This window comes from Ignavibacteriales bacterium (assembly GCA_016709765.1).
GTDB lineage: Bacteria > Bacteroidota > Ignavibacteria > Ignavibacteriales > Ignavibacteriaceae > IGN3.
In genome coordinates, this window is the sequence record JADJMD010000014.1 from 169,350 (window position 1) to 183,172 (window position 13,823).

At 36.1% G+C, this 13,823-nt stretch carries 10 protein-coding genes; 2 read left to right on the forward strand and 8 right to left on the reverse strand.

Annotated elements, in window-relative coordinates:
• Positions 1-7: 7 nt before the first annotated feature.
• The 8 genes from IPJ23_16390 to IPJ23_16425 all read right to left on the reverse strand — a co-directional run bounded on the left by IPJ23_16390 (position 8) and on the right by IPJ23_16425 (position 11,334).
• A complete protein-coding gene (locus IPJ23_16390) occupies positions 8-901 on the reverse strand; it encodes a glycosyl hydrolase (GenBank protein ID MBK7632248.1) in 894 nt (297 codons plus the stop codon).
• Between the two features lie 12 nt (positions 902-913).
• Positions 914-1,396, reverse strand: a complete 483-nt coding sequence (locus tag IPJ23_16395; protein ID MBK7632249.1) for a universal stress protein — start codon at positions 1,394-1,396, stop codon at positions 914-916.
• 52 nt (positions 1,397-1,448) lie between these two features.
• Complete coding sequence (locus tag IPJ23_16400) at positions 1,449-2,486, reverse strand: substrate-binding domain-containing protein (protein MBK7632250.1); 1,038 nt, start codon at positions 2,484-2,486, stop codon at positions 1,449-1,451.
• 20 nt (positions 2,487-2,506) lie between these two features.
• Entirely contained in the window at positions 2,507-3,979 is a 1,473-nt protein-coding gene (locus tag IPJ23_16405) for an MFS transporter (protein ID MBK7632251.1), read from the reverse strand.
• Between the two features lie 92 nt (positions 3,980-4,071).
• Positions 4,072-4,893 (reverse strand): glycoside hydrolase family 16 protein, encoded by an 822-nt coding sequence (locus tag IPJ23_16410; GenBank protein ID MBK7632252.1) that lies wholly within the window; start codon positions 4,891-4,893, stop codon positions 4,072-4,074.
• 48 nt (positions 4,894-4,941) lie between these two features.
• Positions 4,942-6,189, reverse strand: coding sequence for an ROK family transcriptional regulator (locus IPJ23_16415; protein MBK7632253.1), 1,248 nt, complete (start codon positions 6,187-6,189; stop codon positions 4,942-4,944).
• Positions 6,190-6,225: 36 nt separating this feature from the next.
• Positions 6,226-8,142, reverse strand: coding sequence for an Ig-like domain-containing protein (locus IPJ23_16420; GenBank protein ID MBK7632254.1), 1,917 nt, complete (start codon positions 8,140-8,142; stop codon positions 6,226-6,228).
• A gap of 24 nt (positions 8,143-8,166) precedes the next feature.
• A complete protein-coding gene (locus IPJ23_16425) occupies positions 8,167-11,334 on the reverse strand; it encodes a glycosidase (protein ID MBK7632255.1) in 3,168 nt (1,055 codons plus the stop codon).
• 819 nt (positions 11,335-12,153) lie between these two features.
• Here IPJ23_16425 and IPJ23_16430 point away from each other — a divergent pair.
• Positions 12,154-12,921, forward strand: a complete 768-nt coding sequence (locus IPJ23_16430) for a type IV toxin-antitoxin system AbiEi family antitoxin (protein ID MBK7632256.1) — start codon at positions 12,154-12,156, stop codon at positions 12,919-12,921.
• Positions 12,911-13,822, forward strand: a complete 912-nt coding sequence (locus IPJ23_16435) for a nucleotidyl transferase AbiEii/AbiGii toxin family protein (GenBank protein ID MBK7632257.1) — start codon at positions 12,911-12,913, stop codon at positions 13,820-13,822. Before IPJ23_16430 ends, IPJ23_16435 begins: the two co-directional genes overlap by 11 nt.
• Position 13,823 lies beyond the last annotated feature (1 nt).

The following is a 13,823-nucleotide window of genomic DNA, read 5'->3' on the forward strand; positions in this document are numbered from 1 at the left end:
TCTATTCTTACTGATTACCGAATTTGAGATTACCGTCTTTATCCCACAATCCCCAGTAAGCTCCAACATCGCCTTCTTTTTCTATTTTCCATGTTTCATCAAAACTAGCAAAATAGAATACATCAATGTTATCCTGACTAGCCCAATTAAAAGTGTTGATGAAGTACGTCAATGCATTTTCATATGAAGGTACAGCATTGCGGTCGGGCGAACCTAAATTAGGCCATCCGGTTTCACTTATTATTACTTTTTTACCCTTTGCAGCATTAACTGCTAAGTGATACATATTTTTTAAGTAAGCTAAAGAATGCTCTAATGGGTAACCTTCCCAGAATGGATAACAATTTGCCAGAATAACATCGCATACACTGCAAATGCGGGGATGGTTTACGAACTCATAATATGCATCAACATAACCCACAGGTACGTTAGAGATTTCATGTTTAACATTTTGAATATGCTTTATAATTTCATCCTCAGTTAAATCTCCACGAAGCAATACCTCATTGCCAACAGCAACTATATCAGCATATCCTGCTTTAGCTACTTTAATTATACTTTCAATCTCTTTTTCATTTTTTTCTTTATCATTCCCCAGCCATGCTCCCACAAGTGTCTTTATGCCGTGCTTATGGGCTATTTTTGGAATATGTTCATTACCATCAACACAGGAAAAAGATCTCACCCACTTAACGTATGGTTTGATAATTTTCATTCTTGTTTCTATTTGTTCTTCTGAAATAATAGAGCCCGGACTTTGACTTTCTAAGTACGCACTGAAAGAGATTCCATGTATACCTTGCTTTAATAATTTCAGAAAAGCTGATTCAAGTTCGGCTTTAGTTAAATTAATAACGTCAATGCCGGATAATATGCTTTGTTGAGAGCCGCTTCGGGACATTTTACCTCTTCTTTAAATATTATGAATAACTAAAACAGGAATCTTAGATTTATGTAAAACTCTGTTTACTGTGCTTCCGATAGTTGCGTCATCAAATGCTGTTTTGCCTTTAAATCCCATAACGATCAAATCGCAATTTTGTTCTTCAGCAACATTTAAAATTATCTTTACTGGATTTCCTCTTTCCACAAGGATATTTATATCTTTTATGCAATCCTTACCAAAGGTACTTGTGATTTTCTTAATAATTTTTTTGCGGGTATTAGAGGTAAAATCTTTTGCTTCCGTAAATTTCCTATTTATGCTGGATGACCTTGCGAGTCCTACATCAAAAGTTAATATATCTATTAATTCAGTATTAAGCACGTAAAGGAAAGTTAGTTTAGCTTTATATTGTTTTGCAATTCCCAGAGCATGGCCAAACACTTCTTTCCAGGTTTCAGAAAATTCTGTTGTATACAGAATATTTTTATATGTAATCTCAGATATTTGCATTTTTACTCCGAATTTTTTCTCTAAACCAATTAATAATTTTTTATTCAATTACTTACATTATTAAATATTTTTCGGATATCTCTGTGTAACCCCATGCCCTTAATTGTCTGGACCAGCCGCCTAGATTTTTAATAGTTACCGGAATTGTATTCAGTCTGATTATTTTTTCTACCTTCTTCTTCAAATAAATTTTGTCTATCACTGTTTGAACAGTTATTTCACCCCAGGTGAATGTTGGTTGGCCTAATAATACCTGAACATAATTCTTTTCGATATACTCGAGTTGAACAGGAAGTGCATCAACAGCTACAATTTTTATTTTGCCGGGTTCAATAATGCTTTTTAATTTTTCTCCAAAGAAAGCCCAGCTTCCTACCATAACCCAACCCTTCAGATCTGGATGAGCTTTGATAACTTCAGTCATTATAGCAATCGCATCAGCTTCTGTTTCGGGATGATAATATGTGCCAATTATTTCAATACCGGGGTAATCAGCAGCGGCACTCTTTATTCCTCTAACTCTTTCTTGAAGATTATTGGCAGTCTTGTTTCCTCCCAGAATTGCGATTTTGCCTTTCTTATCAATCAATCCTGCTAATTCATTCATCAACTTTTTACCCATCTCTAAATCATCAGGACCATAAAATGCAAATCGCTTGGAATTAGGAGCATCACTGTCAAAAGTCATAACCGGTATACCTTTATCGACTGCATAATTAATTGCCTGTGTTAGTGTATCTTCATCAGAACAAGAAACAATAATAGCTTTAGTAAGATTTTTAACAACGTCACGTATTATTTCAGCCTGTCCTGAAGCACTTTCATTTTCAGGTGTCCGCCAATCAATAACAACTTTCAGCTTACTGTATTTTTCGTTAAGAGCTTCTGCTGTCTTTAATGCGCCGGTTTTTGCTGTTATAAATACAGGGTTTGCTGAGCTCTTGGCTATCATTGTGATAACAATTGTCTTTTTATCTTTTATTCCATCATCAGATTGATTGCAGCCAAATGATATTGTTAATAGAGCAATTAAGAATAAAGCAGACAGCTGATTGATTATTTTTTTATTATTAAAAATTCTTTGTTTCATCTTATTTCCTAAAAGAATTATCAAATGTTCGGAGCTATTTTTTCAACATTGATCGTTTTATTTCTGCGCTTTTCTAATTCGCTTCTTATTTCATAAGATCTCTCTTCGGTAATTTTGAAAGAAGCAACAGAGAAAATTGCGATCAGTGCACCGACTGCAGGTATACCAACATCAACTACTCTCATCCAGAAAAAAGTGCTGGAAGTTTGAGCACCACCATAATCAACAATGAAACCGGTACCATTCAACAGAAAACCTGAAATTCCAAATGCTATAGCCATTCCAAGTTTTACCATCCACCAGTAAATTGATCCGAACATACCTTCACGTCTTTCGCCGGTTTCAAGCTCATCAAGATCACATACATCTGCTATCATTGATCCCATTAAAGTAAACAGTGCACCCATTCCAACTGCAATAAAAGGTGCTGGTATAACTACTATCCAGGGAACCATTGGATCATAACAGAACCATTTTAAAAGGCTGCCGAACATCATTATAGATGTAGCAATTATAAATGTTTTTCTTTTACCGATCTTGGACGAAATCCAGGTGACACCTGCTATTGCAGCTAAAGTTGAAATTGTCGTAACTGTTCCAAACAAACCCATGTATTTAGCACCCATACCCTTATCCCCACCGCATACATAAAATATTGTAATGTAAGAACTGAATGCTCCAACGAGCATAATCCCATTAAACAGAAAAAATGTGCCCGAACAAAGCTTTAGAAATTCGACTCGTTTAATTGTTATTAGTAACCCCTTAAAGAAAAGCGCAATATTCTTTTTTAGGCCTTCCACAAATTTGTTCTTTATTTTTACCTCTTTGTCCTCTCCAACAAATTTTTCTCTCGTAAATATCGCAGGCATAATACCAACCACAGCAACAAAGACTCCGATTATAATCGCAAGTGTTCGTGCACCTTGTACTGAATCAGAGAAAAATCTATCATTTTCCATAAATGCATAGAACCACGGAAGTGTTATCCATGCGAACTGTCCCATAAAATTCATTACGCCCATTAAGCGTGTTCGTTCATGATAATCAGAGGTAAGCTCATAACCTAGTGCAACCCAGGGTGTTGCAAACATCGTATAAAATAAATAGAAGATGATTGAACCAATAAGGAAAAACCAGAAGTAAAACATTTCGCTGTAGCCTTCAGGCAGCTGCCACATTAAAGCAAATGTCAACCCGACTAATATGGCACCTATGAAAATGTACGGTCTGCGTCTTCCATATTTTGAGCGGGTATTGTCTGAAATGTATCCCATTATAGGATCTGTCAGCGCGTCAGTCAATCGAGGAATAGCTTGAAGTGTGCCAACAAGTGCGGGATTAATTCCCAAACCTACATTAAGTACAATTGACATATATCCAATTGCACCCCCGAGCAAGTTATTTACAATGGATCCTAAACCATAAGCGAACTTTTGCCCGTTAGGTATTTTATCCTTCTCTGCTGTTTTATGACTTTCTTTGCTGCTCATTAACTCTCCTATTATCTATAATTAGGATTAAGAAGAAAAATAATTTTTAGCTTTATAATATTTCAGTTCAAAATTCAAAAGATTAAATCAAATTAAGATCCCTTGTAAACTTTTATGTAATCGATTACCATACTCTGCGGAAAAGGAGTCTCACTTGTTGGGAAGCCAACATAGTTGCCACCAACAGCCACATTAAGAATTATAAAGAAAGGTGTATCAAACACCCAGTCGCCCGGTAAATCCCCAGGCTTAATTTCCTGATAGAGGACATCATCTACATAAAATCTGATGTAATTCTCACCCCATTCAACTGCAAAGAGATGAAAATCCTTATCAAACCGATCATTCTGAAAACCAAAAGTTTTTGTAATACTACTTCCGCCTGAATATCCGGGACCATGAACGGTTCCGTTTATAAGATTGGTTTGTTGACCACGAAATTCCATAATATCAATTTCACCGCATTGAGGCCAACCGACTGTTTCTACACCAGAACCTAATAACCAGAAGGCAGGCCAAATGCCTGGTCCCCATGGCAATTTTATTCTTGCTTCAAACCTGCCATAAGTCTGTTCAAATAAACCTTGTGTTTTTATTCTTGCAGAAGTAAAAGGCTGACCGCCGAAAGATTCTCTTTTGGCTGTAATTACCAAATTACCTGTTCCATCAAGAGATACATTCTCCTGGCGGTTTGTGTAATACTGCAATTCCTGATTTCCCCAACCACCTGCTCCAACATCGAAAGCCCAATTGGCTGAATCAGGACTTTGACCCTGAGGTCCATCAAAATCATCCTGCCAGACGAGCTGCCAGCTGGGAGCTGGAGGGTCAAGAGGATTATCACATGATGGAACTGAAATAAGTATTAGTGCACAAACCAAAAGCATTAAACCGTATTTATTATTGGTTTTCATAAATTCTCCTATAACTTCTTATTTCTTAAAACAAATAATTAAAAAATCTTATTTGATAACAGCTGGAACAATATTCTTTCTAAGAATTCTGGGATCTATAAAAGCTTGTTCAATAGCTAATGTTGCTGCACCTATGGCTATTCCTTTTGAACCGAGCATACTATTCCGTAATTGAGTCTTACTAAGCGTATTTACAAGAGCAGTTTTATCCATTTTTTCCTGGATTGAATTAAGAACTAAATCTCCAAGACGCGATAAACTACCGCCGATTATTATCATATCCGGATTCATTAAATTGACAAGACTTGTAACAGCTATGGTTAAATAATTTGCTGCCTCCATAACCACCTGCAAAGCCAATTGATCACCTGCTAAAGCAGCATCTTCTATATCAATCAAACTCAATTTTCCATTCAATAAGGAACTATTAGGAAAGAGTGTAGCAAGCGTATTAACCCTTTCTTGTAATGCCCAAATAGAAACTACAGTAGACAAACAGCCTCTTAATCCACAGCCGCACAATCTACCGTTTGGATCAATTGACATATGGCTCAATTCACCTGCAATACCTCTGGATCCACGATAGAGTTTACCTCCGAAGATGTAACCAGCACCAATTCCACTGGATATTTTAATATAAATAAGGTCATTAACATTTTTTCCTGCTCCCCACCAATGTTCAGCAAGTGCACCTAAGTTTGCATCATTATCCATGTAAACAGGTACGCCGAACTTTTCACGAAATCTTTCAAGTCCACTTTTTCCATGCCAGGAAGGAATTATTGTTTCGGATAAATATTCTGGACGAATAGGATCAACAGGGCTTGGTACTGATACTCCAATACTTAAGAGCATCTTAGAATTATATTTCAAAGATGAAAAGCATTCGTTACAGAGCTCATCTATTATTCTGTGCGTACCATCTGGATCTTCTCTAACAGGGTATTCTTTTTCTTTCCAGAAAAGTAATTTTCCTCTAAGATTTGTCATCGCAACAGAAACGTGGGTTGCACCAATATCAATACCCAGTATTACTTTTGCATCATCCTGAAATTCAAGCACGATCGGTTTTCTTCCTCCGCTGGATTTTCCAATACCTACCTCAGCAATTAGATCTGTAGCTAGCAATTCTTTGACTATTTCGGTAACAGTTGATCTTGATAAATCTAACTGGCGTGAAATCTCGGCTCGTGAGATTTGATGTTCACGCCAGATTAATCTTAACACAGAATCTTTAAGTGAAAATTCACTTTGCTGATATATCTGAGTTTCAGCAGTGCTGGTTATTCTGTGCATATCATTTCAAGAATTTAAATTGCATTACAGATTCACTTATCTATGAAAAAGTACATTATCTACATAAACAGTTGTTGTACCAGTTGGTTGACCAATTAATATATATTGAGCTATATGGTTCTTTGTTGTAAGTCCTGTAAAATCACTTAACGGAATATCTAGACTTACCCATCCTCCTTTAACTGGTGAATTGAAATCCACCTGATGTTCAACATCATCTCCACCTCCAAAAGCTCCATCTGCTCCGAAATCGACCAGTTTAACACCAAATAATGTAAAATCAGGAGACCAAACATCAATGTGGAAATTCGTCATACTTGAAATGTCTAATTGATTGTTTACAGTTTCAATTCCAACAAAATCTAGTTGTGAGTATTTCTTAGTAGGATTTCCTGCAATGTTCACATCTGTAAGAACTGCGGATGACCAATCAGTTCTCCAAGTATCCACTGGAACGTTTGTATATGCATCACTAAATAAGGAGATAACATTTCCTGCGGGATAAGTTGGTGTAGGTGCCGGTGTTGTTGGTTCATTACCAGTTCCTCCTCCTTGCTTATAGAAATAAACATTATCAACATAAACTGTAGGAAGATCTCCAGAGATTACTAATTGAGCTAAATGTGCTTTTGTCGTTAATCCGGTAAAGGCTGAAAGAGGAACATCAATCTGAACCCACTGTTTAGTTGTTAAACCAGGATTGGTATTTGCTGTAAAGGTAAGTTCATGAGATACATCATCTCCACCACCGAAAACTCCGTCTGCGCCAAAATCAACTAACAAAACTTTAAATGCCGCCGGCGGGGTTGTTGGGTCCGGAGTCCAGATATCCATATGGAACCGTGTCATCTGGGTTGCATCAATAGTCTGTGATGCGAATTCGATACCATTAAAGTTAAGGTTTGTATATAGTTTTACATCATCGCCGTTTATTTGAATCTCTTGTAAGACAGCAGTTGAATAGAGCCATCCTGTTGCCCAGGTATCAACTGGTACATTTGTATAGGCATTACTAAATAATGAAATAACATCTGCGGAAGGTACTGTAGGAACTGGTGCGGGAACAGGAAGTTCCTCAACATTTACTGTAATTGAACCTACAGCATTCTTTGAACCAAATGCAGCAGTTATTTTAGCAGAACCCATTGCCAGTATGGTTATCTGTCCGTTTTCATTAACTGTCGCTACTGATTCATCCGATGAAGTGAAAGTAAAATAACTGGGTGAAACATTAACTCTTTCATCTGTTCCATCAGGCATATTAAAAAGAACATATATATCCCCAATGCTAAGAGTCTGACCAATAGTTGCTATAGTATTTTGATCTTGCCCGTTTAATATATATGGTCTTGGATGAGCAATTGTTCCAAGTTTTTCAAACTTTACTTCATCAAACCATATTGTATAGCCGAGATTATTTTCAGGTCCCTCGGAATAAAAGAACATTCCACTTTCTTCTTTAAACCTGCTTGCATCAGGTATTGGAATAATATACTTTTTCCAATTGGTGTTAACGGCTAATCCGGTTATAGTGGCCAGATTTCTTGATAGTCCAAGGTCATTGCCAATTCCAACAATATCTATATTTGCAGGAAGACTTGATTTGGCCCAAAAAGTTAATGCATCGTAGCCTGTAAGATTTCTTCCGGCTTCAGTAAAATATGCTCCACCTGCATAAGCTCCCATGGGGTCTTCAAAATCAGGAACTTCAATACGCATCGAAGCTGTGCCTTTATACTTTACTTCTTTATCAACATCAAATGCAGTTACTTTTGATCCGCCAAAAGCAGCATAGTTAAGACCGGCACTAAATCCATCAATAAATACTTCAGGAACATCCGGATAATTTGCAGGCTCTAAAACGTTGGGATCTCTTTCACAACTTGCAAAGAATAACGCCGAAATAATTGTGAAGATAGTTATTATCGAATAAAAAATATTTTTCTTAATCATTACAAACTCCAATATTTATTTAAATTACATGCCAAGGTTGAAATGTAAGTATGTCCGAATTTCCCACTCACTGCCATCCGAAAAACCTGGAGCTTTCGGGTCACACACAGGTTCACCGAGAACGTTTAAGTTTGTTGTTGGACAATATCGTGGAGAATACTTATCTAATGAGCGCCAGGTACCAATAACTCCAAATCTTGTCTGTGGAAGATCAAACCATTCAGTCATTCCTAAATTCGTTGAAAGATCCAATACTAGCTGAAGAGGATAAGTCAGATTAAAATCCCGATGATAATCATAAGGACCCCAGTCGTTTACTTTAACCTGGGTAATGATCTTGATTTGTTTCATAACGAAGCGAATATCACCACCATATCTTTCAATTAGTCTGGCGTCGCTGCCATTTGCTTGACCCAATCCTCCATAAAGGTTAGCTATTAATCCAAGACCCGGACTCAATTTCGAAACGATCCTTGTGTAAACCTCCCATAAGTCGCGAGCTGGAGGGGCACCGGGGAAAGCAAAAATTGTTCTGCCATCGGCTAAAATACCAATAGAAGCATCCCTTGTGGTTGGCTGATGTCTGAAAATATATCCGGCATTGAAAGCGAATTTAGCATCTTCACTTTCGTCACTATCCCAGGCATAAAACCAAGTAGCTGGAGTAGGATCGTAAGTAATTAATAGTTCCCCTGCTGTCGTTTCTCTATTTCCTAATACAGCAAAAGGATCTGATAAAATATTTCTTGGTCTGCCCGGGGCAGGGACATCACCAGGAATGGGACCCTCAATTGGTTTTTGCCATAAAAGGTTTGGAGCGATCTGAAAGTCACCAAGTGTAACAGCTAGACCGGTAAGAAAATTATAATTATTTCCTAGTCCGCTTGATTTTAGTCTCCAACCTGTAAAAGTAAGAGCTTGATTAACACCGCCATCTGCAACCAACCCCTGCACAGCACCCTCGCCATACCAATTCCATCTTCCACTTTGAACCGTAAATTTAATTTTGCCTCCAAATGCGTCAGATGATTTTATTTTATCTTGAAGAGTGGTGTAGTTCCCCTTACTGCCAGTAACTATTTGAAATACTTCATCTTCTTTGGTGCTGCCCGACCAAATACCACCGACTTCAACACCAAATATGTCGTATTTATATCCGAGGTATAAAGTTGCTCTTCTGGTTGCTGGTACCGGTACTGCAAACGAGCTGACTGTTTGCGGTGCCTGATCTAAATCTTCGTGGTAAATACCTGCAACATTAAGCGAACCAAACTTTTTCTGATATTTTAACAATATTGCCGGATTTGCACCCCACCATAGTTCAGGTCCAAATGCAATTTTAAATCCATCAAGAAAATCTTTACCTGCTATTTCGAAACCATTTGGAGCTTTAGCGTTATATATATCAATGTTAGGTCCGTAATTTGATTCAGGGTACAAGCCGAAAAAATCACCTTCATATCCCCAATGATAATGACCGGTTCGATAAAATCCATTTAATTTAAATAATTTGTGATCCCATTCTACGCTTGCTCTATATACTTGTACTCTCTCTAACCCACTTAATGTTGACTCACCATTTTCAGTTGGTATTGTTACTGGTCTTCCACGATTTTCATAAAATATTTCATTAATTGGATTATCAGGTACATTGCCCAGTACGTTTAAGGCTAACTTACCGGATATGTTGGGTGCGGGATTAGCTTCAAATTCTGCGAAGAATGATTCCATATGATCAAAACCCAGAAAAGCAGGGTAAACAGGATTTGCAATATTTCCTTCCACTCTATCGTCAGGTGTACTTATCTTATCACCGCCTGTAGAATAGGTTTCAAGCTTCATCCACAATCCGCTTAAACGGAGAAGACTATTTTGGGATGATTCAAGTGCCGCATTGTCGCCTCGTGCTTTGAGCAAATATTCTGTTGGAATTAATTTATTAAAGTAATCTTCAATCAACCTTGCATCAACTTTATCATCATAAGGATTAATTTTGTTAACATCTTTTAGAGCGTAATATGCTGCTCTTGGGTAAAGCTGATAAAATCCTTTAGCATCTGTAGGACCTTTAGCACATATTCCAAACCATTCTTCGTTCATATTGTTTTCACCCTCAATATAATCTTCGCTGTATCCGCCATTTGACCATGAAGCATGGGTATCATGAACTTCTAAATTACTATCTTGTAAATATTTCCACCAACCATCACTAAATTGGAAAGTCATACCTCCTATTGAATTTCCCGCTTTACCGTTTCCGAAAGCGTTTTCAAAAATCTCTTTCCAATTTCCCAATAAATATTTTGTCTGCATCATTTGATCTTCACGCATCTCAACTTCGTTGAAAGCATCGGAACCAAACTCAGTAAACATAAGCGGTACATTTAGCTTTTCCTTTACGGTTTGAAAAGCATCAGTAAACGAAACACCTCTGTAAGCATTCATTCCTAAAACATCCAGATCAGTTACTTCCTCAGCTATAATATCAATGAAAAGTGCATCGCCATTACAAATTGCGACAGGATGATCGGAATCAATTTTTTTAATTTCTTTAATTCCTTCATTGAATAAATTATACATGTGTTTAGCTCTTACTGATTCCAAAGTTTCACCTTCTGGTATATCCTCGGTTTCTGCACCGCCCCAGAAAAGTCCATAATTGTTTTCATTCCCGAGCAACCACATTAATAATCCCGGCACATTCTTATACTCAGTAACAAGAGATTTTACCTCATTAAGTATTTGCTCTCTGGTTTGAGGATCAGCATAATCTGTATTTTGAATATACACTCCATCAATGGTTACGCCATAACGACCGAATGAGTGATTAAGAATAGTATAGATACCATAATTTTTATAGATGTACTCAATCCATTTGGGTTGAATTCCAACATACTGCCTAATGGCATTTACCCCCATATTTTTTAGGAGCGCCATTTCTCTATCAAGTGCAGCTTTGATAAAATCATCAGGTTGAGTCCATAGACTATATGTATAATTGGTCCCGATTGGGAAATAATCCCAATTCATTCCAATTATAAAAAAGTCTTTGCCATCGATTTGTAATTTCGATCCTTTCTCATTATTTACAATCGAAACCCGTTCGACTTGAGCACTAACGGTTGTTAGTGTAATGGAAAAGATGAAAAGTAAAAGCTTGATCCGATTAAAGTTTAGTCGAATAAAGGTCATAATAACCTCCCTACAATGTGGTGTATATAATTTTTGTAATAGGATAACAGTTTATTAAACTTATAAAGTGGCAAATAAAAAAAGAGAAATAATATTAAAGGAGAGAAACTTGGCGTAGATTGAATTTGCTTATCAAAATTTACCCACAGGAAAGAATAGTTTTTGGTTCCAAAACATTGCGAAATTTTTATACGCATTTTAAGTTTCCAACTTTTTTGCAAAATATTTTAAGCAATAGAAAAGTTAAGTATTTAAATACTTTGTTCGTTTCCCGAACAAAGTTATAATTATTATTTTTCTTTGTCAAGAGATGGGTTGTAATTAAATTTCAGTCCATAATTATGATTAGATATTAATTAAGTCTAGATCGGGAAATCAAAAGAAACAAAATTTATTTAACGAATTCGAAGAGTCTGTTAGAGATAATATCATCACACAAATTAATTATTAATTGGTACCAAAGTGGACCCCATCGCTCAAAATATTATGATTTTAAGCTGAAATCCATCTTTTTTTGATATTGAACACAGTCCCTGACTCTCCACTAAGTCCTTATATTATAAGAAGTTACGGATATATTTTATATCATTTTTTAGTCACCAATTCTGAAAATCAATTATAGCTCGTTTTCTTATCTTTTTCTCTTTTATTTCTAATTAACATTTGGATCTCTTTTTGGGGGCAGGTCATTTTTACTAACCCCTTAACTCTTGATTTATCCTAGCCGGGTTTTTATTTGTTGGAATTCATATATATATTATATATCAAATATAACAAAATTAAACCAATGAGTTAGTTTACAATTGTTTGGATTTATATATGAATGATATATCAAAAGCAACAAAAATAAACCAGTTAATACGTAACTGGCCTAAAGGCACAGTAAAAACGGTAAAAGAATTAAAATTTCTTGGTTATACACCACAACTTCTGAAGATCTACTCTAATTCAAAATGGATAGAATTGTTTTCGAGGGGAATCTATAAACTATATAATGATGAGGTGAGCTGGCAAGGCGTATTATTTGGATTTCAAAAAAAGTTATCTATGCCAACACTTCATGCTGGTGGTAAAACAGCTTTGAATTTAATGGGATATAGTCACTATTTATCAAGGAATGAAAATAAGGTGTTCTTGTTTAGTGATAGAAAGGAAAATATTCATTACTGGTTAAAGAAATTTAATAATGTCATATTGAAACGAAATGAGGTGTTTAATTATACAAGGCCAGAAAACATCAAATTATACAATACAGGTAATTTTTATATAATGATTTCAACTCCAGAACTAGCAGCAATGGAGATGCTGTACCTTATACCAAATGAACAATCATTTGATGAAGCTTTGAAGATAACTGAGGGATTGACAACTCTTAGGTCTCAGTTTATTCAGAGTCTGCTTGAAGAATGTAATTCTGTAAAAGTGAAACGATTATTTTTGTATATGGCGGAGAAAAGTCAACACACGTGGTTTAAGGAATTGGATTTAACAAAGTTAAACTTAGGCAGTGGTAAAAGAGTAGTCGTACAAAATGGTGTGTTGGATAAGAAGTACCATATAACTGTACCGAGGGAATATGCAGAATGAAAGATATTTAAAACAAGCTGAGCTATTAATAAGGGTGTTGCCTCATATAAACCGTGAAGAAGTATTTGCACTTAAGGGCGGAACTGCGATAAACTTTTTCTGGAGGGATTTCCCAAGACTATCTGTTGATATAGATTTAACATATTTGCCAATCAAGGGACGTGAATTATCGCTTGTTGATATCAGTGATAGATTAGCAAGCATTGAGGTAAGGCTTAAAAGAATTTTTCCAAAAATTGAGATCACACAAAAAATTAATGATAAAAAAATATATGGATTAATTCTTTATCTGGATGGTGCGACAGTAAAGGTAGAACCTAATACAATTATAAGAGGAACCGTACTCCCAGTTGTTAATAAAAAGCTATGTGCAAAGGCAGAAGAAAAATTTGAACTGACAACTTCAATTAATACTCTCTCGATTGAGGATCTATATGGTGGAAAGATTTGTGCTGCACTTGATAGACAACATCCAAGAGATTTGTTTGATGTTAAACTGCTAATAGAGAATGAAGGGATCACAGTCGGCATAGTTAAAGCATTTGTATTTTATTTGATAAGTCATCCAAGGCCGATAGTTGAAGTGCTTAATCCAGGATTGCAGGATATATCCCGATTATTTGAGAATGAATTTGCAGGAATGACAACAGATGAGGCTAAACTTGAAGATTTGATTTCTGTAAGACGTGATTTGATATCGAAGATAAAAACTTCATTAACTGATGAACAGAAAAGTTTTATACTATCATTCAAGAATAAGAAACCTGAGTGGAAGTTGTCCGGTATCGATGGAATTGAAAATTATCCATCTGTAAAGTGGAAGTTAATGAACTTAGAAAAAATGGAAACTAAGAAACATCAGATTGCTTATGATAAATTGAAAGAGTACCTACTCCCATAGT

Bases quoted from the DNA above. Each gene is read 5' to 3' on its own strand.
- IPJ23_16405 (MBK7632251.1), bottom strand. From the start codon at position 3,979: ATGAGCAGCAAAGAAAGTCATAAAACAGCAGAGAAGGATAAAATACCT.
- IPJ23_16400 (MBK7632250.1), bottom strand. From the start codon at position 2,486: ATGAAACAAAGAATTTTTAATAATAAAAAAATAATCAATCAGCTGTCT.
- IPJ23_16425 (MBK7632255.1), bottom strand. From the start codon at position 11,334: ATGACCTTTATTCGACTAAACTTTAATCGGATCAAGCTTTTACTTTTC.
- IPJ23_16430 (MBK7632256.1), top strand. From the start codon at position 12,154: ATGAATGATATATCAAAAGCAACAAAAATAAACCAGTTAATACGTAAC.
- IPJ23_16420 (MBK7632254.1), bottom strand. From the start codon at position 8,142: ATGATTAAGAAAAATATTTTTTATTCGATAATAACTATCTTCACAATT.
- IPJ23_16410 (MBK7632252.1), bottom strand. From the start codon at position 4,893: ATGAAAACCAATAATAAATACGGTTTAATGCTTTTGGTTTGTGCACTA.
- IPJ23_16395 (MBK7632249.1), bottom strand. From the start codon at position 1,396: ATGCAAATATCTGAGATTACATATAAAAATATTCTGTATACAACAGAA.
- IPJ23_16390 (MBK7632248.1), bottom strand. From the start codon at position 901: ATGTCCCGAAGCGGCTCTCAACAAAGCATATTATCCGGCATTGACGTT.
- IPJ23_16435 (MBK7632257.1), top strand. From the start codon at position 12,911: ATGCAGAATGAAAGATATTTAAAACAAGCTGAGCTATTAATAAGGGTG.
- IPJ23_16415 (MBK7632253.1), bottom strand. From the start codon at position 6,189: ATGCACAGAATAACCAGCACTGCTGAAACTCAGATATATCAGCAAAGT.